The following is a 22,256-nucleotide window of genomic DNA, read 5'->3' as shown; positions in this document are numbered from 1 at the left end:
TAAGGCTGGCACTGCGCAGTGACAAGACCTTGGCGGGCGACGCCCGGTTCGGATTCCTAGGCGCCGCAGCCTGGACGGCCCTTGCCGTCGACTGCTCCGCTGTTGAGCGTGCGCAGCTGCACCCCGCCGCCCGCCTTCCCGCTCAGGCAAAACCTGGCGCGGTAAGCGCGCGGCGCCGTGGCTAGCATGGGGGGCTTGATATCGATCAACACTTCGTAGACTTTGCCCGGCAGCAGCGGCAAGGCTGAGGTTTTCGGCAAGACCGGCAACCGGCCCGCGTACGGTATGCACAAACGAAACGTCACCGGAAACGCCCGCTCCGGCGGGATCGCCATCGCCCACATGAGCGTGTGCCCGCCAGCCGTCACATCGGTCACGCCGATTGAACGGAATTCCGGCGAGCCGAACAGGAGCTCATCCTTCTGGAAGACCGTAAAGCAGGGTACGCCACCAGTGCCTTGCCGGACATCGAGTTCGCCAATGTGGGGGGTGGCGCAGGCGCCCGCGCTGAACGTCAGCGCGACGAAACTACACAGGATCTGCAGGCTGGGCCGCATGAAACACCCCTCGGGAAAAGATGCGGTAAATAAACATCAAGAGTAGAGGGCTGGCTTCGCGCAGTGTTGACTCAGCACATACGGTAACGCCGTGTGGGACTTGACGCAGCGTCAAGGTATTTGTCTTACAAGCCGCCATGCTGTCCGGGCAGATGCCCGCTACGCTGCCCTACCGATGAACGCACGATGAAGCCCCTCAGATTCGGGACTAGACCTTGCGTCTTGCCAGTCGCTTCAAATGCAGCACGCAGCGGCCATAATCGCGCGGCAGATTCGCCACGCTGGCCGGATCAGCGAGAAAGCCAGCCAGTACCTCTTCATACAGTGGCAGGCTGTCTGCGTAGCGCTGCTGGCGCATCGATACCGCTGAACTCAGGTGCCTGAGTGCGAAGTAATCGGCCAGCAGATCGCCCTGCGCCTCCATGTTGAAGTCCGCCAGTGTCTTGCCCGGTGCAAGATCGTAGTCGTACGACAGCCCGATGCGCACCGCGCCCCGCAGGCGCACCGCGTATCCCAGTTGATGCTGCCATACATGCGCCATTTCATGAAGGAACCAATGCCGGTTACTGACGGATGCGTGAGCGTAGTCGTCGAGGAAGCAGGACGCATGAAAGTACAGGTGGCCGTTCGGCGTCATCGCGCAGTTACTCGGCTGGAAGGGCATATAGCGCCGGCTGTGGATGCGCACGCGCCGGTAGTCGATGGCATCCCGGAACAGCAGGGATGCCATCGCGATTTCGCCTGCGGTGAGTGTTCGGTAACGGTGCGACCCACGGTGCTGAGAAAGCATTGTGTCCATTGTTGGGTTTTGCGGATACTGAGCTACTATGAAAGGCTGAACACTACTCCTGCATTCACCGCGCAACCGATGCGCTTAGCCAGAAGCCGGAATCCATCCCTTCCCAATACATGAAAAAAGTCCTTCTCCCGACCCTCTCGTACACACTGAAGGAAGCGATTGGTAAATATACCTTCATCACATTCAACGTAGGGCCGGGCGGAGATGTGTACGTCCTTCTCGCCCTTGACACGCTGGACCACCGTACAAAGGATAACGCATTCGCATCCTTCGCGAAAATCATTCCGGATTCGCCGCAGCGTTACCGTGTCCTGGTCTTCCGCCAGGGCGAACTCGAACTCGATCTTCCCATTCACGGTGAGCGGTTCAACATTCACACTATCCAGCCACTGGGAAACGACCTCCTTCTAGCGTGTTCGCGCTCGGAGTACAGGCGGGAAGATGATGTCGACCTGAATGCGCGCGTCTATTCGCGAGACGGTTCCTTCCTTAGAGAGTTTCTACTCGGCGATGGTCTTGAAACCATCCAAACGACCAGGCATGGCGAAATCTGGGCTTCCTACTTCGACGAAGGAGTTTTAGGAAACTACGGATGGCCCGTTCCAGTGGGCGCCGCCGGTTTGGTCGCCTGGAATGAACTGGGTGAAAAAGTGTACGAGTACGACCCTGTCTGGCCAGTAGACCGGATCATCGATTGCTATGCGCTGAACGTGGCGAGCGCAGACGATGTATGGTGCTGCTACTACACGAATTTTCCGCTCGTCCATTTACACAAGAAGCGCATCGCCTCGACGTGGAACGTCTCCGTCTCGGGTAGCAATGCATTCGCCATCGCCGGTGCACACGTTCTATTTGCCGGTGGCTACGACAAGCGCGACTCGTTCACGCTTGTTCGCCTTGACCCGGATGGCACTTCAATGGTGATAGGAGAATTCGAACTGATCGGTGACGACGGCGTCGCTGTGAAGCCTCTCAAAACGATTGGGAGGGGCGCGGTACTCTACGTTTTAGACGACGCGGTTCTCTACGAAATCGATTTGAAACACGTCCTCGCAACGCGGGGCCGCGGCTGATTCATTAGTGACGCGCATGCGCGCTGCCGGCCGAGAAGTCGGGCAGGCAGCAGGATGGGGCGAAGTAGATGGTCCCGTTGGGCGTCATGGCGCAGCTCTTCGGCTGCAGCCCGAACGGCAGGTAGCGGCGCGCGTGCACCTGTACCTGCACATAATCGATGGCATCGCCGAACAGCGCCGACGCCATCGCAATTTCGCCGGTCGTCATGGGACGTCCCGGTTTGCCGCACCAGCGCGCCCGCACGGCAGCCAAGCCTTAGCGCAGCGCGGAAGCGGCTCTGGCCAGCTCGGTGATGCGGGCCCAGTCGCCGGCCAGGATTGCATCCTTCGGCGTGAGCCAGGAACCGCCCACGCAGGCCACGTTCTTACACGCCAAAAACTGCGGCGCGGTCTCGATCGAGATGCCGCCGGTCGGGCAGAACGTCACGTCCGGCAGCGGGCCACCGATTGCATTGAGCATGCCCACGCCGCCCGCCGGCACCGCCGGGAACAGCTTGAGCTGGCGGAAGCCCGCTTCGCGCGCGGCCATCACTTCCGACGGTGTCATCACACCAGGCAGCAGCGGCAGGCCGCTCTTGCGCGACGCCTCGATCAAGGCCGGGGTCAGGCCCGGCGAAACGCCGAACACCGCGCCCGCATCGCGCGCCGCCGCGAATTCGTCGGCCTGCGTCAGGGTGCCGACGCCGACAATCGCGCCTTCCACCTGCGCCATCGCGCGGATCGCGCCCAGGCCGTGCGCGGTGCGCAAGGTCACTTCGAGCACGCGGATGCCGCCCGCAACGAGCGCCTTTGCCAGCGGCACCGCGTGCTCTGGATCGTCGATGGCAATCACGGGAATCACGCTCGCCGAGCGCATGATGTCGAGTAGGGTCATGGTCATTTTGGGTTCTTGATCAAAAAGTCTTCGTCGGAGCCGGGCACGGTGTCGCCAATGTCGGCGGTGTCGTGCAGCGACACGGTGGTGGGAATCGGCGACGGCAGCGGGAAGGTGGTGGCACCCTTCTCCGCTTCGCTGATCGCATTGCGGAACATCGTAAACAATTCACGGCCCATGCCGATATGGCTGGACGACAGGTCGGCCGTGGCCTGCGAACGCGCGGCCCACACGGCGGCCGGCACCAGCGCTTCCAGGGTGCCGGTGGTGGCGTCGAGGCGGATGATGTCGCCATCGCGCACGAGGCCCAGCGGGCCGCCCGCCAGGATCTCAGGTGATACGTGGATCGCCGCCGGCACCTTGCCCGACGCGCCCGACATGCGCCCGTCGGTCACCAGCGCCACATGGCGCCCGGCATCCTGCAGGTTGGCCAAGGCCGGCGTGAGCGCGTGCAGTTCCGGCATGCCGTTGGCGCGCGGCCCTTGGAAGCGCAGCACGGCCACGAAGTCGCGATCGAGCTTGCCCGCCGTGTAGGCGTGCATGAAGTCTTCCTGCGAATTGAAGGTCAGCGCCGGCGCCTCGACGATGCGGTGTTCTTCCTTGACCGCCGAGATTTTCATCACCGCGCGGCCCAGGTTACCGGCCACCAGGATCATGCCGCCGTCGCGCGCAAACGGCGCCGACGCAGGCCGCAGCACGCTGTCGTCACCGGTGAGCGCGGGCAGTTCCTTCCAGATCGCCTTCTCGCCATCAAGGAACGGTTCAAAGCAGTGCGCGCGCAAGCCCTTGCCCAGGATGGTGGTCACGTCGTCGTGCAACAGGCCCGCGTCGAGCAGTTCACGGATCACGAAACCGGGGCCGCCGGCGGCCTGGAAGTGGTTCACGTCAGCGTCGCCGTTCGGGTAGATCCGGGTGAGCATCGGCACGATGGCCGACAGTTCGTTGAAATCGTTCCAGTCGATCACGATGCCGGCCGCCTTGGCGATCGCCACCAGGTGCAGGGTGTGGTTGGTCGAGCCGCCGGTGGCCAGCAAGCCCACCACCGCGTTGACGATGCATTTTTCATCGACGATCTGGCCGACCGGCGTGTAGCTGCCGCCCTGCTGCGAAATGGCGACCGCGCGCTGCGCTGCGGCGCGCGTAAGGCCGTCGCGCAGCGCCGTGCCCGGGGTGATGAAGGCGGCGCCCGGCATGTGCAGGCCCATGATCTCCATCAGCATCTGGTTGCTGTTGGCGGTACCGTAGAAGGTGCAGGTGCCGGCGCCGTGATACGACTGCGACTCGCATTCGAGCAGTTCCTCGCGCGTGGCCTTGCCCTGCGCGTACAGCTGGCGGATGCGCGCCTTTTCCTTGTTCGACATCCCGGTCGTCATCGGCCCGGCCGGCACGAACACCGCCGGCAGGTGGCCGAAGTGCAGCGCGCCGATCAACAGGCCCGGCACGATCTTGTCGCACACACCCAGGTACACGGCCGAATCGAACATATTGTGCGACAGCGCGATCGCGGTCGCCATGGCGATGGCGTCGCGCGAAAACAGCGACAATTCCATGCCCGGCTGGCCTTGCGTGACGCCATCGCACATGGCGGGCACGCCGCCGGCGAACTGCGCCACCGCGCCGACCTCGCGCACCGCATCCTTGATAATGGCCGGGAAGTGCTCGAACGGCTGGTGCGCCGACAGCATGTCGTTGTACGCCGAGACGATCGCCACCGACGGCTTCTTCACCTGCTTGAGCAGCAGCTTGTCGTTAGCGGGGAAGGCGGCAAAGCCGTGCGCCAGGTTGGTACACGACAGCGCGCCGCGCTGCGGGCCGTCGACGCGGGCCGCGTCGAGGTGCGCCAGATACGCCGCGCGCGAAGGACGGCTGCGTTCGATGATGCGCTTGGTGACCGATTCAACTACGGGATGCAACGCCATGGTCGTTCCTTATGAATTTATTTCGTGAAATTTTACTACAAAATTGGCAAATACCGTACATTCTGCTCGTCCGGCTTACTCAATTCAATCGTCAATTGGCACTTCACAGCCGATAAAGCGACCCGGGAACATCCATTATGCGGCGTCGCCACCGCTCGTGGCCGTCAATTTTTTGTAGTGAATTTACGTGAATTTCTGTATTATTCGATAATCTTCTTCGATGCGCTGGCCGCGCGGCCGGCACCCGATTCTAACCAACCGAACAGCGAGCACCAATGCGCCAGCCTGCCCTTACCTCCACCGCCAGCTTCCAGGCCCTCGAAACGCACGCGATCGAAGCCGAAGACTGGCAATTGCGCGGCCTGTTCGCCGCCGACCCGCAACGCTTCCCCAAACTGACTGTCGACGCGGCGGGTTTGTTCCTAGACTATTCAAAAAACCGACTTGACGGGCGCACGCTTGAACTGCTGGTCGACCTGGCGCAGGAGCGCGGCGTCGAAACCCAGCGCGACGCCATGTTCGCCGGCGAGCGCATCAACCTGACCGAGCGGCGCGCGGTGTTGCATACCGCCCTGCGCGCCCCGCGCGGCACCGCGCTCGTGGTCGACGGCCAGGACGTCAACGCCGACGTCCACGCGGTGCTCGACCGGGTCCGCATCTTTACCGACGCCGTGCGCGCCGGTACCTGGCTTGGGCACAGCGGCAAACCGATCACCGACATCGTCAATATCGGCATCGGCGGCTCGGACCTGGGACCGAAAATGGTCTGCCTGGCGCTGCGCCAGTACGCGCATCCGCGCCTGACCATGCACTTCGTCTCCAACGTCGACGGCCACGACATGGACGCCGCGCTCGGCAAGGTCAATCCCGAAACGACCCTGTTCATCATCGCCTCCAAGACCTTCACCACCACCGAGACGATGATGAACGCGCAGACGGCACGCGCCTGGTTCCTGCAACATGCGCCCGAAGACGCGCTGGCGCGCCACTTCGTCGCCGTCTCGACCAACACGGAAGCGATCAAGACCTTCGGCATCGACCCGGCCAACATGTTCCCGTTCTGGGACTGGGTCGGCGGACGCTATTCGGTATGGTCGGCGATCGGTCTGTCGGTGGCGCTGTGCGTCGGTTTCGGCCACTTCAGCGACCTGCTGGCCGGCGCCCATGCGATGGACCAGCACTTCCAGCAGGCGCCTTTGGCGTCCAACATGCCGGTGCTGCTGGCGCTGGTGGGCTTCTGGAACCGCCAGTTCCTCGGCTGCGCCTCGGTGTCGATCGCGCCGTATCACCAGGACCTGAACCGCTTCCCGGCTTATCTGCAGCAGCTCGACATGGAAAGCAACGGCAAGCGCGTGACCAAGGGCGGCCAGCCGGTCGACACGCCGACCTGCCCGGTGATCTGGGGCGACTGCGGCACCAACGGCCAGCACGCCTACTTCCAGCTGCTGCACCAGGGCAGCGACGTTACGCCGATCGACTTCATCGCCGCGCTGCGTCCCGCGCACGAACTGGAAAACCACCACGCCGCGCTGCTGGCCAACTGCTTCGCCCAGTCGGAAGCGTTCATGCGTGGCAAAACCATCGACGAGGTGCGCGTCGACCTGCAGTCGCAGGGACTGTCGCTGGCCGAAATCGAAGCGCTGGCGCCGCACAAGACCTTCCCCGGCAACCGCCCGAGCAATACGATCCTGATGGAGTACCTCAAGCCGTACACCTTGGGCGCCCTGATCGCGCTGTACGAGCACAAGACCTTCGTGCAGGGCGTGATCTGGGACGTGAACAGCTTCGATCAGTGGGGCGTCGAACTGGGCAAGGTGCTGGCCAAGAAGATCGAGGCCGAACTGACGGGCGAGCCGCAGCCGGAATTGCACGACAGTTCGACCAACGGCCTGATCGCCATGGCCAGGGCGGCGGTGTGATGGATACCGACACCTTTACCGTCGTCCACGACACCCCGATGCTGGTGGGCGAATGCCCGCTCTGGCATGCCGGCGAACAGACCTTGTACTGGGTCGATATCGGTGGCTTCACGGTGCATGCGCTGCACCCGGGCAGCGGCGCGCACCGCTCGTGGCGCATGGCGAGCGAGCCGGCGGCGCTGGCCATCCACGCCGGCGGCGGCCTGGTGGTGGCCACCCGCGCCGGCTTCGTGCACCTCGACACGGCCAGCAACGACATCACGGACATCGCCGCCGCGCCGTACGACACCGCCACCACCCGCTTTAACGATGGCCGGGTCGATCCGGCCGGGCGCTTCTGGGTCGGCACCATTTACGAACCGCGCGACCAGCAGGCGGCGCAGATGTTCTGCCTGGAGAAAGGCGTCGTCAGCCTCAAATGGTCGGGCGGAATGATGAATTCCAACGGACTCGGTTTCACGCCGGACGGGCAGGCGATGTATCACGCCGACACCGCCGCCCACCGGATCGATCGCTATCGCTTCGATGCGGCCAGCGGAGAGGCCAAGGCGCGCGAGACCTTCCAGCTGTTTTCGGCCGATAAAAAGGCGGACGACTACGGCGGCCGGCCCGATGGCGCGGCGGTCGACAGCGAAGGCGCCTACTGGTGCGCCATGTTCGAAGGGGCGCGGCTGCTGCGCTTTGCCGCGTCGGGCGAGCTGCTGCGCGAAGTGAAGCTGCCGGTCAAGTGCCCGACCATGATCGCGTTCGGCGGCGACGATCTGCGCACCTTGTATGTGACCAGCGCCAGCCACGGACGGCCGGAAGCGGAGCGCGAAAGCTATCCGTTAAATGGACACGTGTTGTCGCTGCGGGTGGATGTGGCGGGGCGCGAGGAATACGCGTACCAGCCATGACCTACGCTTTCACGTTAGCTTAAAAACCGTCGTTCCTGCCATTGGCAGAAACGACTTCCCGCGCAGGTCCCAGTTTCTATGAAACTCCTCAAATCTCTTGGAACTGTGCAAAGTGCGAGGGCGCTTCCAAATGGCGCTAACCTAAGCTCCGTCATTCCTGCCATTGGCAGAAATGACTTCCCGCGCAGGCGCACTGCTGTCCGGAATAAAGTGGGTTGACAACGTTAAAAGGGTTGCAGGTATTGGTTTACGAGGGTTAACCTCTGTTTGCCAACTTAAAAACCAAACCTGCAACATGTTCAGCATAACTACTTTTCAGCGTTTAATGAAGGGGCTCCCGCGAGGAACCTTCGCTCAACTAGTCGAACGGCACAATGCCGACAAATATTGCAAGAAGTTCGGGCATTGGGATCATCTCATTGCCATGCTCTACGCGCAGATCAGTGAGGCGAAGGGGTTGCGACCACTGGAGACTGGCTTCAACAGTCATGTCGCGCATCACTACCATCTTGGTACGTCAGCGATCAAGCGCTCCACCTTGGCTGACGCCAATGAGAATCGATCTGACACGGTGTTTAGTGATACCGCTGCCTGGTTGATGGGGAAGGTGTCGCGTAAGCTGCGCCAGCAAAGCAATGATCTGATGTATTTGCTTGACTCCACCTCGTTGACGTTGAAGGGACGGGAGTTTGAGAGGTGGACGCCCGAGAATAGCACTCGCAATACGCAAGGCTTGAAGCTGCACGTTTTGTATGATGCCCATGATGCAATCCCTGTCTGGCACGACATTAGCCACCCCAACGTCAATGACGTTGAACGGGCAGTTGACGTACCGCTCGAAGCGAACGCGCTCTATGTATTTGACAAGGGCTATTGCGATTTCAATTGGTGGAAATCCATTGACGAGGCCAACGCGCGCTTTGTTACTCGTTTCAAGAACAACGCCGCTGTCAACGTCCTGCAGAAATCGGACATCCCTGCTGATGATGCGCACATCGTGCTCAGCGACGAAATCGTTACTTTCAAGCACAAACGGCTCGGCGGAAAACGGATCAATCTCTACTTTGGGAAGCCTTTGCGCCGTGTCATCGTGGCGCGGCCGAACAAAGATACGCCCATCGTTCTGGCTACTAACGACTTCGACAGTAGTGCCATGGAAATTGCCCAGCACTACAAAAAGCGCTGGGCAATCGAGCTGTTCTTCAAATGGATCAAGCAGCACCTCAAGATCAAGCAGTTCCTCGGACGATCTGAAAACGCGGTCCGGATTCAGATACTTACCGCTCTCATCAGTTATTTGTTGGTTGCACTGTTCAACGAGTCCAACCGTGTGAAACGGACCCTGTGGGATTGCCTTTGCTTCGTCCGCGCAACCCTATTTCAACGTACGGACACCGAAGATTTACATGATCGCCGACGACGACAAGCGGCGCACGAATTCGCAGAAATTCAAGGATGCCTCTTCTCGTGAGCGCGTCAAGAAAATTATTCCGGACGACAGTGCGCGCAGGCGGGAATCCATAGCACATTCGTATATCGACGGTGCTATGGGGGAAACGCATGCGTTTCCGCCTGCGCGGGAGCGACGGTTTCGAGGTTTGGAGTCGCAAAGCTGCTCAAATTAGCGGCAAAGACTAGTTCCTGGAGAGGCGGGGACCCAAGTTTCTCAGCGCTCGCAACTACAGCACGAACTTGGCGGGAACGCATGCGTTCCCGCCTGCGCGGGAACGACCGTGGTTACGGCAACGACGGTGGCTATGGGGACGACGCCACTGGGGACTACGGCCGCTACAACTTCGGCGTCATCGTATACAAATACTTGAACTCGTTCTCCGTCCCCGGCCCCTTCTCCTTCCCCTGCATCTCGCGCTTGAGCACCACCAGCCGGTTGTTCACCACCCCGAACGTGAACTCTTCCTTCGTGGTCTTCTCGTACGACAAGAACACCATGAGCTTGGCCTTGATCGTGTGATTCGTCACCGCCGCCAGCGGCACCCCGTCCGGCCCTAGCCAGAAGCGCGCTTCGATGGTGTTGTTCTTGATGCTGACGTTCTGGTTCATCTCTTCCTGGGGCGTCATCACCAACTCCACCAGCCTGGCCGGCTTGCCTTGGTAGGTATCGGCGCGCTCCGACTTGAACTGGCTGATCGCCAGCGACTGCAACAAGCGCGGCGCATAATTCACCGCCACCGCCAGGCGCGGCGCGGAACTCGATGCCAGCAGCTGCGACAACGCCTCCTTGCGCTTGGCCCCTTTCGCCACGCTCGCCTCGTCCGCCGCGCGCTTGAGCAGTCCACGGTCCCAGCGGATCTCCAGCCCGGCCGGATCGTCCACCACCTGCGCCGCCGCCATCACCGTTTCCGGCCCCTTGAGCGGCTTGGCATCGAATTCCGTGAGCGTTTCGCGCACCTCGTACGCCGCGCGCAGCGTGCCCTGCCCCTGCAACAGCGCCAGCGCCGCCTTCATGTCCTCCAACCCGCCCGCACACGCCGGTCCGGCGCAAAAAAACGCTGCAATCACCAAGTATTTCATAGCCATCCTATTGAGTTAGTCGCTTTCGGGTGATCGATGCACTTCCCAATGGCATCGATTCTGTTGAGTAATATACCTGCGAACAACGTCGCACGGCAAAATGCCGCGCTGGACCAAATGATTCAATGCCGAGTGATAAACTAGCGTGCAATTAAGAATGCACAAAACACGTCGAAGAGAGAATTGAACATGCTGGTCAAAACAGGCATCACCGGACTGGACGAAGTACTGCTCGGCGGTATCCCGCGCGGGAACAACCTGATCGTCGAAGGCGCGCCCGGCACCGGCAAGACCACGCTCGGCCTCGGCTACATTTATGCCGGCGCCGCGCTGTACGACGAGCCCGGGGCGATCGTGTCGTTCGAGCTCGATACGGCCAAGCTGCTGCGCGACGCCGCCGGCTTCAACTGGGATCTGCAAGGCCTGATCGACGCCGGCAAGATCAAGGTGATCCAGACCAGTCCCGCCGTGCTGCTGAGCGAATTCCGCAATGCCGACGGCGCCTTTGCCGACGCCCTCCGCTCGATCGGCGCCAAGCGCCTGCTGATCGACGGCCTGACCCCCATGCGCCTGTACGCGGAAGTGCACGACAAGCCGTTCCGCGAAGACGTTCACCTGCTGATCGAAGGCCTGGCGCGCATGGGCGTGACCACCATGGTCACGGCCGAACGCGACGAAAGCCTCGGCTCCGTTCCGTCGCACGAGCGCTTCGTGTTCGACACCATCATCTCGCTCACGCGCGAAGAGCACCGGCGGCGCGTCCACCGGCGCCTGACGGTGCTCAAGTCGCGCGGCCAGGACTTCATCGCCGGCAGCCATACCATGCGCATCGAAGGCGGACGCGGGGTCCACGTCTACCGCCGCGCCCAGTCGCGTCCCGTCAACTCGACCGACCAGCAAACGTCCGACCAGCGCGTCTCGACCGGCTCCAAGGCCATCGACGACATGATGGACGGCGGCCTGTACGCCGGCTCGGTCACCATGGTCAGCGGGATCTCCGGTACCGGCAAGACCGTGTTCAGCGTGCAGTTCCTCACGGCGGCCGTCAGCACCGGCCACAAGACCTTGCTGGTCAGCCTGGATGAACACCCGCGCCAGCTGGTGCGCAACGCCACCACGCTCGGTTTCGACCTGGCCGCGCTGATGGACAGCGGCGACCTGTTCATCCACTACGAGTCGCCACTCGAACTCGAACTCGATATCCACTTCGACCGCATCATCAAGCTGGTCGAGGAAAAACACATCGACTGCGTGGTGTTCGATTCGTGCGCGGTGTACGAAATGACCAGCCCTTCCGAGGTGGCGGACTACCTGTACGCCCTGGCCACCTTCTTCAAGAACCGCCTGGCGACCATCCTCTTCAATTACGAAAGTCCGGAGCTGCTCGGCATTTCGCAGATCAGCGAAGAACTCAAGGGCTCGCACCTGGTCGACAACATCATCTTGCTCAACTACGTCGAGATCTCCACCGTGCTGCGGCGCGCCATCGCCGTGCCCAAGGTGCGCGGCAGCCGCAATCGCCAGATCACGCGCGAATACGTGATCGCCGAAGGCGGCTTGCAGCTGCTCGACGAAGAAGGCGGACATGCCGATCCGGCCGGCGTGGTGCCGCAGTTGCCGTTTTCCTCGTATTACGGCCTGCTTTCGCGCTCGCCGTCGCGCCAGAGTCCTCTCATCGAAGACGCCGTGGCGCACGGAACGCGCCTGCCCGACTCGGTCGAACTGCCGACCGACAATCCGGCATGATCAACTTGGCCATCGCCGGCGACGCCGCCATCGACTGGGACGAATGGGTCACGCCGCTGACCCAGTTTTCCCAGGCCAGCGGCCTGACGGTGTCGCTGTACGACGTGCGCGGCTGGCGCCAGGTCGGTCCGCTGGTGGCGTCGTCCACCGCGCGCATGCTGGCCACCTCGGTCTTGTGGCGCGATGACGGTCCCGGCACCGCGCTGGAAAAGCGCATCGCCGCGCGCGTGTTCGCGGGCGACGTCGCCGAGGAAGGCGGCTTTCACGGCATGCGCGTGTGCAGCCTGGCGCTGACCCAGTTCGGCCAGGTGTACGGGGTGCTGGTGTACGGCTGGCGCTTCAACGATTTCAGCTCGCCCATGGCCTGCGAGCGCATCGGCGCGGCCGTGGGCGTGTCGGGCAATGCGCTGTGGAGCGAAGTGCGGCTCGAGTCGCCGGTGTCGGAAGCGCGCCTGGCGACCTACGGCGCGCTGCTGCAAACCCTGGCCGGGTCGATCGACCGCCAGCGCGAAACCATTGGAGAACTCAACCGCGTCAATCGCGCGCGCGACCTGTTCCTGGCCACGGTGTCGCACGAGATGCGCACGCCGCTGTCGGCGCTGTCGATGCGCATCGAGGTGCTGCTCAAGACGGTGCCGGACCTGCCGTCGAAGGTGGAGGCCGGCCTGACGGCGATGCGCGTGCACATCGGCCAGGAAGCGGCCATGATCGATGACCTGATCGACGCGGCGCGCACCTTGACCGGACAGATGTCGATCACGCGCACGCCGGTGGTGCTGGGACAGGTGCTGCGCGACGCGCTGTCGACGGTGGAAGGCAACGCCAGCGAGAAGCACATCGTGCTGGCGGTGACGCCACCCGATCATGGCGACCAGGTGCATCTGGAGGCCGATGGACGGCGCTTGCAGCAGGTGCTGTGGAATCTGCTGTTCAACGCGATCAAGTTCACGCCGCGCGGCGGGACGATCCGGATCGACATCAGCCAGGGCGCCGAGCAGGTGGAGATCGCGGTGTCCGATTCCGGCCAGGGGATCGCCGCGGACGACCTGCCGCATGTATTCGGGGCGTTCAATTTGCAGCGCCATGCCAATGCGGCCGGGCTGGGACTGGGCCTGTACATCGCGCGCCATCTGGTGGAACTGCACGAGGGCAGCTTGTCGGTGGCCAGCGCGGGCAAGGACAAGGGGACCACGTTTACGATCCGGCTGCCGCTGGGGTGAGGCGGGCGCTGGCGCCGCCAGCATCCATCGAGTCCGGCCCCATCCCCGCAGCCGTTTTTTTCAGTTGACTAAACGAATCATTTTCCCTTATCGTTCGTCTGTTTTCATTTTCTGGAATCCCTTATGGGTACTTGTTCGAGTGATTGTTGTTGCCAGTTCCCTGGCACCGCCCCGGCAAGATAACGCAGCTTCCCCTGCCGTCATCTTGCTTCATGCGGATGATGGCGTCCTGGGTAGGCTGTAAGCCGCACCCTCTCCATCCCCCTTATTTTTTGCTGCGTCGCCCGCCCCTCCGGTGCGTGCGTCCACTTGCCGTGCGCTCCTTCCTGGCGCGCCCCGGCAAGCTGCCCGCTATCGCCCGTGCGCGATGCGGCGGTGCGCCCGCTGCCGTCCCGGCGCTGGCCGCAGCCCTTGTGCGAACACCGCGCCGCCCCCTGTCGGGCGGCCTTTTGGAGACACCGATGTCGACGTATCCGCTCACCCCAACGCCGCCGGCGCCCAAGCGCCTTGCCCCCCGCTCCTGGCTTCACAAACTGGGCCCCGGCCTGATCACGGGCGCCGCCGACGACGACCCGAGCGGCATCGCCACCTACTCGCAAGCAGGTGCGCAGTTTGGCCTGCACATGCTGTGGACGATCCTGTTTACCTATCCGCTCATGGTGGGCATCCAGATCGTCAGCGCGCAGATCGGACGGGTCAGCGGCAAGGGGCTGGCCGGCAATCTGCGCGCCCATTTTCCCGTCGGGCTGGTGTACGCGGTGGTTGCCTTGCTCCTGGCCGCCAACACCGTCAACATCGCCGCCGACGTCTCGGCGATGGGGGAGGCGATGAACCTGATCGCCGGCGGCTCGGCGCACTGGTATGCCGCCCTGTTCGGCGTGGTCTCGCTGCTGCTGCAAGTGTTCATCCCCTACACCCGCTACGTGCGCATCCTGAAATGGCTCACGCTCGCCTTGCTCGCGTATGTAGCGACGGTGTTTTCGGTCCAGGTGCCATGGCTGGCGGTGGCCAAGGCAAGCGTCATGCCGCAGCTGGAATGGTCGCAGGGCTATGTCACCACCATGGTGGCGGTGTTCGGCACCACCATCAGCCCGTATCTGTTTTTTTGGCAGGCCTCGCAGGAAGTCGAGGAATTGCAAGCATGCCCCTGGTCGCAGCCCCTGCGCGACGCTCCTGAACAGGCCAGTGCGAATTTTCATCGCATCAAGGTCGACACGGCCATCGGCATGGGCTTTTCCAACCTGGTGGCTTTCTTCATTATCCTGACCACGGCGGTGACCTTGCACCTGCACGGCGCAAGCTCGATCGACACCTCGGCCCAGGCGGCGGCGGCGCTGCGCCCGCTGGCCGGCGAGTTCGCGTTCGCCTTGTTCAGCGCCGGCATCATCGGCACCGGCTTGCTGGCGGTGCCGGTCCTGGCGGGTTCCGCGGCTTACGCGATGGCCGGCGCCTTCCAGTGGGAGAAGGGGCTGGAGAAAAAGGCGTCGCAAGCGAAGAAATTTTACGGCATCATCGCCTTTTCCACCCTGGCCGGGATCGGCCTGGGGTTTACCTCGATCGACCCGATCAAGGCCTTGTACTGGAGCGCCGTCATCAATGGCGTGATTTCGGTGCCCATCATGGCAGTCATGATGCTGATGGCCAGCCGCAGCGCCATCATGGGAAGGTTCGTGATCCGGCCGCGCCTGAAACTGTTGGGGTGGAGCGCCACGGCCGTCATGCTGCTGGCGGTTGTAGCGATGCTCTGGATGATGGCGACCTGATGGCGCGCCGATCGCGGCCGGCCGCAAGCAACTGCCGGCCGCACCGCATCGATGATATTTTTCGCGCCTGTCGTCCCAAGCCGCGTCACTTGCGCTGTGCGCAGGACGCCGGCGTCTGACCGAGTTCGCCGAGCCAGGCGCACAGGGTGCCTCCGGCAAACGGATAGGCCGGATTCGGTGCCTGCGGATCGCCGCCCTCCTTCGGCAGGGTGCTTTCCAGGAGCGGGGAATTCGGCGCCAGATCCGGATCCGCGTCGGCAAAGGTGCCGCAGCGATTCAACTCGTAGAGCCAGACATGCAGCATGTGCAATTGCGGCGTCCATTTGACATCGGTGGCGACCGGCAAGCCTTTTGCGATGGCGCTCGCCGGCAGGCACTGTTTCGGGCTCAGCCCCTGCCGGAACGTCAGTTTGCTTGCATCCAGGGTGGGATGTTCATAGTTCAGCCCCGTGAAGCAAACCCCGTTGTGATGGTGCCAGACGTCGGTGTCGCCGGCAAATCCCTCGTCAAACGCGTGCAGGTTCGGCACGTAACTGTCCCCGGGCGGATATTTTTCTCCATTGAGGCGGGTTGGCGACGGTCCGGAATAGTAGAACACAGCCCACAGGTGGCCCCTGGCATCGTAATTAAGTCCTTCCGGCGCGCCAGGGTCGAAGGCGTAGCCCAGCGACCCTTTCTCCGGACGCTGGACCCAATGGGTGCCGTGGCCGTGGAACGATGGTGTCCACGGAACGAAGCCGGCGCGGATGGCGGTGCGGATGTTGCGGTAGGCTGTTGATCCCCGATAGGCGGCGGCCAGCTGGCGGTCGAGTTGCGTGCTCGGCGACCCGGCTTCGGCCATCGCGATCGCGATATCCTTGCGGTCGAGGACATGATCGGCGTTGCGGTCGAAGAAGGCGATGTACTGGCCCGCCCGAACCTGCTGCCTGAGCAGGCGGATGTCTTTGCGCGTCACCGTCCCGTCGCCATCGAAATCGCTGGTGCTCAGGACGGGCGTGGCCTTGGTTGTTGGCGCGCAAAAACCCGCATGCGCGTGCTCGTCCTGGGCGAATGCGCTACCGCTCGCAGCGGCCAACAGGGCGGCCAGGTCGGCCGCGGCTTGGTGGATCGATTGCATGATGAGTCCTCCAGAAATGAGGGAACATGTCGGCGATTCGATTCGACAACATGCCTGCTTGAACGTATGCTGAATAGTCTCTGCTCCGTTCGCTTCCCTCGAAGGTTATCAGTGCAGGAATGCCCGACCTTGCGGCAGCCGTATGTTTGAACAAGCCCTTCGCGTAGTAAAATTTCTTGCGAACCGCATATATATGTAGTAAATTTACACAATCAGCGTTGCTACCCATCCCTGCTCGTGCTCCCTTGCGTGCGCCAGCCGGCGGCAACTAGCGGCATCATCATTCCGGCCCCCAACTTTCAGCGATCACATACCATGGCTCTTACCGATTTTGACCTCGTTCTTTTTGGCGGCAGCGGCGATCTGTCGATGCGCAAGCTGCTCCCTGCGATGTACGCGCGCGATGTCGCCAACGACCTGCCGCCGACCGCCCGCATCATCTGCGTCGGCCGTAACGACATCTCGCAGGAAGAATTCCTGCAAACCGTCGACAGCACATCCAAGCCGCACGTCAAGAAGCTGGTCGAGGAAGGCTGGGCCAAGTTCGTCAAGCGCATCGTCTACGTCTCGCTCAACGCCACCGACGCCTCCACTTACGGCGCCCTGGTCGAAGCGCTGCGCAACGACGACAAGCTCACCCGAGTCTATTACCTGGCCACGCCGCCGCACCTGTTCGCGCAAATCTGCGACAACCTGGCCAGCGCCGGTCTGGCCACCGCCAACTCGCGCGTGGTGCTGGAAAAGCCGCTCGGGCGCGACCTGGAATCGGCCAAACAGATCAACGCCGAAGTCGGCAAGGTGTTCGCCGAATCGCAGATCTACCGGATCGACCACTACCTCGGCAAGGAGACTGTCCAGAACCTGCTGGCCCTGCGCTTCGGGAATATCCTGTTCGAGCCGCTGTGGCGCCGCGAATGGATTTCGGACGTGCAGATCACCATCGCCGAAAAAATCGGCGTGGGCAACCGCATGGGTTACTACGACACTTCCGGCGCCCTGCGCGACATGCTGCAAAATCACCTGCTGCAGCTGCTCTGTATCGTCGCCATGGAACCGCCCACCTCGATCGCGCCGGACGCCGTGCGCGACGCCAAGCTCCAGGTGCTGCGCTCCCTCAAGCGCTTCACCCCGACCACCCTGGCGCAAAATATCGTGCGCGGCCAGTACCGCGCCGGCCATGTGGATGGCAAGGCCGTGCCGAGCTATCGCGACGAACCGGATGCGCCGCAGCAGTCGCGCACCGAGACGTTTGTCGCCATCAAGGCCGAAATCGATACCTGGCGCTGGGCCGGCGTGCCATTCTATCTGCGCACCGGCAAGCGCATGGCTGACGGCCTGGCCGAAATCGTGGTGCGCTTCAAGCAGATCCCGCACTCGATCTTCAACCAGCCGACCAGCAGCTTCCAGCCCAACAGCCTGGTAATCCGCTTGCAGCCGGACGAAGGCCTGTCGCTGAACCTGATGGCCAAGACCCCGGGCGACAGCATGCGCCTGAAACAGGCCGAACTCGAACTCGATTTCCGCGAGCAGTTCAAGACCCCGCGCATGGATGCCTATGAGCGCCTGCTGCTGGACGTCTTGCGCGGCCAACTGACCTTGTTCATGCGCGGCGACGAGCTGGAAGCGGCGTGGGAATGGGTCGAACCGATCCTCGACCACTGGGACCAGGAAGACAGCGTACCGATTCCATACAGCGCCGGCACCTGGGGCCCGGCCGCGGCCAGCGCCCTGATCGGACGCGATGGCTTGCAGTGGCGCGAAGAAGCATTGCCCGAAGACTAAGGGAAGACTAAACCCGTGCTACTCGATTCCATCCGCACCCAGCTCGATTCGCTCTCGAAGTCCGAGAAAAAAGTCGCGCTGGCGGTGCTTGAACAGCCGTCCGCCACGGTCAGCCAGAACATCACGGCGCTTGCCAAGAGCGCCCAGGTGTCCGAGCCGACCGTGGTGCGTTTTTGCCGCACCCTCGGCTACGACGGCTGGCACGAGTTCAAGCTCAGACTGGCCCAGGGCCTGGCGCTGGCCCTGCCCGGCGCCAACGAGCAGCCGACCCAGGACGACCTGGCGGCGGACCTGGTCAACAAGATTTGCAGCCGCTCCATCAACACCCTGCTCGACCTGCGCAACAACCTCAATCCCGAAGCGATTCAGCGCGCGCTCGATATTTTGTCGCGCGCGAAAAAAATCGAGTTCTATGGCCAGGGCACGTCCGGCATCGTCGCCACCGACGCCCAGCACAAATTCTTCCGCTCCGGCGTGCCGACCGTGGCCTACGCCGATCCGGCCATCCACAGCATCGCCGCCTCGCTCCTGCACGAGGGCGACGCCGTGGTGGCCATTTCCCAGCGCGGCAACAACTCGGCGCTGGTGCGCTCGGCCAAGCTGGCGCGCCGCGGCGGCGCCGATGTGATCGTGCTGGCGCCCTCGGGCACCCCGCTGGCCGACATGGCCACCGTGCTCATTCCGATCGACCTGGTGTTCAATATCGACCCGTACACGCCGATTTCGGCGCGCCTGGCCTATCTGGTGGTGATCGACGTGCTGGCGGTGGGACTGGCCTTGCAGCGCGGGCCGGAGTTCCGCAAGAAGATGCAGAATGCGCAAAAGGCCTTGCAGGAATTCGACATGCAGTTCGATTCCTTTATCGGATAGACAAGTCTGTACATGGTTGTACAATAAGGTTCGATCTCCTTACCCGTTAGCGCAACCATGAACCAACTCGAACAACTCAAGCAATTCACCAAGGTCGTTGCCGACACCGGCGATTTTCAGTCGATCAAACAATACACGCCGCGCGACGCGACCACCAATCCGTCGCTGATCCTCAAGGCGGTGCAAAAGCCCGAATACAAACCCCTGCTCGAAAAAGCCGTGCGCGACTTTCCGGACCTGTCCACCGGCGACGTGATCGACCGCGTGCTGGTCGCCTTCGGCATGGAAATCCTCAAGATCATTCCTGGCCGCGTCTCCACCGAGATCGATGCGCGCCTGTCGTTCGATACCGAAGCCACCGTGGCAAAAGGCCGCGAGCTGATCGCCCTGTACGAAGAAACCGGCGCCGGCCGCGAGCGCGTCCTGATCAAGATCGCCTCGACCTGGGAAGGCATCCGCGCCGCCGAGATTTTGCAGAAGGAAGGCATCCGCTGCAATATGACGTTGCTGTTTTCGCTGGCCCAGGCGATTGCCTGCGCCGAAGCGGGCGCGCAGCTCATTTCGCCATTCGTCGGCCGCATCTACGACTGGTTCAAGAAGGCCAACGATCTCGATTACACAGGCGCGGAAGACCCGGGCGTGCAGTCGGTCAAGCGGATTTATAACTACTACCGCAAGTTCGGCTACACCACTGAAGTGATGGGCGCGAGCTTTCGCAATACGTCGCAGATCCTGGAACTGGCCGGCTGCGACCTGCTGACCATCAGCCCGGATCTGCTGCAAAAACTGGCCGACAGCAATGAGCCGGTCGAGCGCAAGCTGACTCCGAGCGCGTCGGCGGTGTCGATCGAGAAGGTGGCGATCGATGAAAAAACCTTCCGTTTCATGATGAATGAAGATGCGATGGCAACCGAGAAGCTGGCCGAAGGCATCCGTGCCTTTTGCGCCGATTCGGGCAAGCTGAAACAGATCATTACGGGCATGCGTTAAGCCGGCCAAGTGCTATCAGCCACTACCACGTCATTCCCGCGCAGGCGGGAATCCAAGTCTTTTCCGCAGCCACCGTCTGAGCTACGAACTTGGGTTCCCGCCCGCGCGGGAAGTCGTTTCTGGCAGTGCCAGGAACGACGGAACTACGGTCTTTGGCAGGAATGAGGGTTCCCAATCAAGCGCGGAGAGAATCAAGATGCGTATCGACGATTTCCACGCCCAGCTGCGCCAGGTCGAAATCGGGCGTGATCAGCCAGCTGCGCACCAGCCCTTCGATCAGGATGAACAATCCCAGCGCCGCCGCACGCGGCTTGACCGTGTCCTTTAACCGGCCATGCGCAATCCCTTCCTTCACAATCCGCTCCGCACTGGCCATGAACTGCTCCCGATGCTGGCTGCGGCGCTCGCGTATGGTCGACATTTCACCGACATATTCCAGCTTGAGGGTGGCGATCTCGAACACCCGGCGCGCCCGCGGATCGTTGATGGTCAGGTCGAACACGCACAGCGCATAGCTGCGCAAATGCGCCAGAGGGTCGGCACCGGCCGGGACGTCGAGCGTCTGCATCGCCGACTCGATCGGCATGGTGGCGCGCTCCATCATGGCATTGAACAGCGCGCCCTTGTCTTCGAAATGCCAGTAAATCGCACCGCGCGTCACACCCGCCGCCGTCGCGATATGCTGCAAGGTGGTGCCCGACACGCCCTGCTCGACGAACAGCTGCTCCGCAGCATCCATGATGCTGTCGCGGGTCGCCAGTGCATCTTCCTTTGTCTTGCGGACCATGCAACGAATCCCTTTCAGGGCATGTCGAACGTTAAACATACAGTCATGTTAGTATATTCCAAAATCAGGAAGCCCGCGATGAAGTTTGTAATTACGTCCCGCCGGCGGATGTAAACACAGCCCATCCCTTACTTAAAGGATGCACACGTAATGCGCCACCCCCTCCTCCCTTCCCCGTCCCTGACCCGGATCGCCGCCTGCACCTTCGCTGCGCTGGCTTTGTTATCGGCCTGCGGCGACAAGAAAGATGCTGCGCCCGGTGCCGGCGCCCAGCGCCCGCCGCCGGAAGTGGGGGTGATCACCGCCCAGTTTGAACCGGTCGCCCTGCAAACCGAACTGCCGGGCCGGGTCGAACCGATCCGCGTGGCCCAGGTCCGGGCGCGCGTCAATGGCGTGGTGCTCAAGCGCTTGTTTGCGGAAGGTAGTGAAGTGAAGGCGGGCCAGGAACTGTTCCAGATCGATCCGGCGTCGTATGCCGCCTCGCTCCTGAGCGCCCGGGCCACCCTCGGCAAGGCCCAGGCCAACCTGACCCAGGCCGCCGCCCAGGCCGAACGCTACAAGCCGCTGGTGGAAGCGAACGCGGTCAGCAAGCAGGAATACGTCAACGTCGTGGCCACCCAGAAGCAGGCCGAGGCCGACGTGGCGGCAGCAAAAGCGGCTGTGCAAATTGCCCAGATCAATAGCGGCTACACCCGCGTGACGGCGCCGATCGCCGGCCGTATCGGCCGTGCCCTGGTCACCGAAGGGGCGCTGGTCAGCGCCACCGAAGCGACCCAGCTGGCCCTGATCCAGCAAACCGATCACGTCTACGTCAACTTCACCCAGTCGGCCGCCGACCTGCAGCGCCTGCGCAAGTCGGCCAGCCTGAAGCTGCGCGCCGCCGCCTCCCTGCCGGTGGCTATCGTGCTGGAAGACGGCTCCGAACTGCCAGGCAAGGGCAAGCTGCTGTTTTCCGACGTCAGCGTCGACCCGACCTCGGGCCAGGTCACCCTGCGCGCCGAAGTGCTGAACCAGGACGGCATGCTGCTGCCGGGCCAGTACGTGCGCGTGCGCCTGTCGCAGGCCGAACTGCCGGCCGGCATGCTCATTCCCCAGCAAGCCGTCACCCGCGGCAGCCAGGGCGATACGGTCATCATCGTCGGGCCGGACGGCAAACCGGGCCCGCGTCCAGTCAAGGTGGCGTCGCAACAGAACGGCAAGTGGATTGTCCTCGAAGGCATCAAGCCGGGCGAACAGGTCGTGGTCGACGGCTTCCAGAAGATGCAGGCGCCCGGCATGACGGTCAAGCCGGTGCCATGGACGCCGGGCGCCGCGCCGGCTGCCGCTGGCGCTCCCGCTGCTGCCGCTCCCGCCGCCAGTGCCGCCGCTGCGCCGGCGGCCAGCGCCGCTGCGGCCGCCAGCCGTTAAACATA

At 62.8% G+C, this 22,256-nt stretch carries 19 protein-coding genes; 11 read left to right on the top strand and 8 right to left on the bottom strand.

Features of this window, described 5'->3' with window-relative positions; genetic code table 11:
- Positions 1-56 precede the first annotated feature (56 nt).
- Positions 57-557 (bottom strand): hypothetical protein, encoded by a 501-nt coding sequence (locus IV454_RS15520; RefSeq protein WP_206092161.1) that lies wholly within the window; start codon positions 555-557, stop codon positions 57-59.
- Between the two features lie 208 nt (positions 558-765).
- Positions 766-1,287, bottom strand: coding sequence for a Rhs element Vgr protein (locus IV454_RS15515; RefSeq protein WP_229522266.1), 522 nt, complete (start codon positions 1,285-1,287; stop codon positions 766-768).
- A gap of 179 nt (positions 1,288-1,466) precedes the next feature.
- Here IV454_RS15515 and IV454_RS15510 point away from each other — a divergent pair, with 179 nt between their 5' ends.
- Positions 1,467-2,429 (top strand): YxiH-YxzG fusion protein, encoded by a 963-nt coding sequence (locus IV454_RS15510; protein WP_206092160.1) that lies wholly within the window; start codon positions 1,467-1,469, stop codon positions 2,427-2,429.
- A gap of 4 nt (positions 2,430-2,433) precedes the next feature.
- On the opposite strand, the gene IV454_RS15505 is transcribed toward IV454_RS15510, so the two are convergent.
- Genes IV454_RS15505 through edd form a run of 3 tightly spaced genes read right to left on the bottom strand, consistent with a single transcriptional unit; the run spans position 2,434 to position 5,222 of the window.
- Positions 2,434-2,637 (bottom strand): hypothetical protein, encoded by a 204-nt coding sequence (locus IV454_RS15505; protein WP_181002748.1) that lies wholly within the window; start codon positions 2,635-2,637, stop codon positions 2,434-2,436.
- Between the two features lie 48 nt (positions 2,638-2,685).
- On the bottom strand, positions 2,686-3,309 hold the full coding sequence (gene eda, locus IV454_RS15500) for a bifunctional 4-hydroxy-2-oxoglutarate aldolase/2-dehydro-3-deoxy-phosphogluconate aldolase (protein WP_054266789.1): 624 nt from the start codon (positions 3,307-3,309) through the stop codon (positions 2,686-2,688).
- Complete coding sequence (edd, locus tag IV454_RS15495) at positions 3,306-5,222, bottom strand: phosphogluconate dehydratase (RefSeq protein ID WP_206092159.1); 1,917 nt, start codon at positions 5,220-5,222, stop codon at positions 3,306-3,308. The genes eda and edd overlap by 4 nt, the downstream gene beginning before the upstream one ends.
- A gap of 275 nt (positions 5,223-5,497) precedes the next feature.
- Here edd and pgi point away from each other — a divergent pair, with 275 nt between their 5' ends.
- The 3 genes from pgi (at position 5,498) to IV454_RS15480 (ending at position 9,508) form a co-directional block, all read left to right on the top strand.
- Positions 5,498-7,141 carry a glucose-6-phosphate isomerase gene (gene pgi / locus IV454_RS15490; protein ID WP_206092158.1) on the top strand — a complete coding sequence of 548 codons (1,644 nt, stop codon included), beginning with the start codon at positions 5,498-5,500 and terminating at the stop codon, positions 7,139-7,141.
- Entirely contained in the window at positions 7,141-8,037 is an 897-nt protein-coding gene (locus IV454_RS15485; RefSeq protein ID WP_229522265.1) for an SMP-30/gluconolactonase/LRE family protein, read from the top strand. Before pgi ends, IV454_RS15485 begins: the two co-directional genes overlap by 1 nt.
- A gap of 172 nt (positions 8,038-8,209) precedes the next feature.
- Positions 8,210-9,508: an IS4 family transposase gene (locus IV454_RS15480; RefSeq protein WP_206090816.1), complete on the top strand. Its 1,299-nt coding sequence runs from the start codon at positions 8,210-8,212 to the stop codon at positions 9,506-9,508.
- A 317-nt stretch (positions 9,509-9,825) separates the two neighbouring features.
- On the opposite strand, the gene IV454_RS15475 is transcribed toward IV454_RS15480, so the two are convergent.
- Positions 9,826-10,503 carry a hypothetical protein gene (locus IV454_RS15475; RefSeq protein WP_206092157.1) on the bottom strand — a complete coding sequence of 226 codons (678 nt, stop codon included), beginning with the start codon at positions 10,501-10,503 and terminating at the stop codon, positions 9,826-9,828.
- Positions 10,504-10,758: 255 nt separating this feature from the next.
- Here IV454_RS15475 and IV454_RS15470 point away from each other — a divergent pair, with 255 nt between their 5' ends.
- The 3 genes from IV454_RS15470 (at position 10,759) to IV454_RS15460 (ending at position 15,298) form a co-directional block, all read left to right on the top strand.
- Positions 10,759-12,315, top strand: coding sequence for an ATPase domain-containing protein (locus tag IV454_RS15470; RefSeq protein ID WP_206092156.1), 1,557 nt, complete (start codon positions 10,759-10,761; stop codon positions 12,313-12,315).
- Positions 12,312-13,535 (top strand): sensor histidine kinase, encoded by a 1,224-nt coding sequence (locus IV454_RS15465; RefSeq protein WP_206092155.1) that lies wholly within the window; start codon positions 12,312-12,314, stop codon positions 13,533-13,535. The genes IV454_RS15470 and IV454_RS15465 overlap by 4 nt, the downstream gene beginning before the upstream one ends.
- A 461-nt stretch (positions 13,536-13,996) precedes the next feature.
- The gene (locus IV454_RS15460) at positions 13,997-15,298 is read left to right on the top strand and encodes an NRAMP family divalent metal transporter (protein ID WP_206092154.1); all 1,302 of its coding nucleotides are present in this window, start codon (positions 13,997-13,999) and stop codon (positions 15,296-15,298) included.
- Positions 15,299-15,383: 85 nt separating this feature from the next.
- Here IV454_RS15460 and IV454_RS15455 read toward each other — a convergent pair whose 3' ends face one another.
- Positions 15,384-16,415, bottom strand: a complete 1,032-nt coding sequence (locus IV454_RS15455; protein ID WP_206092153.1) for a hypothetical protein — start codon at positions 16,413-16,415, stop codon at positions 15,384-15,386.
- Between the two features lie 315 nt (positions 16,416-16,730).
- On the opposite strand from IV454_RS15455, the gene zwf reads away from it, so the two are divergent.
- From zwf to tal, 3 genes are read left to right on the top strand one after another with little or no spacing between them, the layout of a single operon-like run.
- Positions 16,731-18,197, top strand: coding sequence for a glucose-6-phosphate dehydrogenase (zwf, locus tag IV454_RS15450; protein ID WP_054266781.1), 1,467 nt, complete (start codon positions 16,731-16,733; stop codon positions 18,195-18,197).
- A 15-nt stretch (positions 18,198-18,212) separates the two neighbouring features.
- Complete coding sequence (locus IV454_RS15445; protein WP_206092152.1) at positions 18,213-19,067, top strand: SIS domain-containing protein; 855 nt, start codon at positions 18,213-18,215, stop codon at positions 19,065-19,067.
- Positions 19,068-19,124: 57 nt separating this feature from the next.
- On the top strand, positions 19,125-20,057 hold the full coding sequence (tal, locus tag IV454_RS15440; RefSeq protein WP_054266779.1) for a transaldolase: 933 nt from the start codon (positions 19,125-19,127) through the stop codon (positions 20,055-20,057).
- Between the two features lie 175 nt (positions 20,058-20,232).
- On the opposite strand, the gene IV454_RS15435 is transcribed toward tal, so the two are convergent.
- On the bottom strand, positions 20,233-20,844 hold the full coding sequence (locus tag IV454_RS15435) for a TetR family transcriptional regulator (RefSeq protein ID WP_206092151.1): 612 nt from the start codon (positions 20,842-20,844) through the stop codon (positions 20,233-20,235).
- A 150-nt stretch (positions 20,845-20,994) separates the two neighbouring features.
- Between IV454_RS15435 and IV454_RS15430 the strand changes: the two genes are divergently transcribed.
- Positions 20,995-22,251 (top strand): efflux RND transporter periplasmic adaptor subunit, encoded by a 1,257-nt coding sequence (locus IV454_RS15430; RefSeq protein ID WP_206092150.1) that lies wholly within the window; start codon positions 20,995-20,997, stop codon positions 22,249-22,251.
- The last annotated feature ends 5 nt before the right edge of the window (positions 22,252-22,256 follow it).

It is taken from the genome of Massilia antarctica, assembly GCF_015689335.1.
In the GTDB taxonomy this organism is placed as follows: domain Bacteria; phylum Pseudomonadota; class Gammaproteobacteria; order Burkholderiales; family Burkholderiaceae_D; genus Telluria_A; species Telluria_A antarctica.
This window is presented reverse-complemented; position numbering and strand designations above follow the sequence as displayed.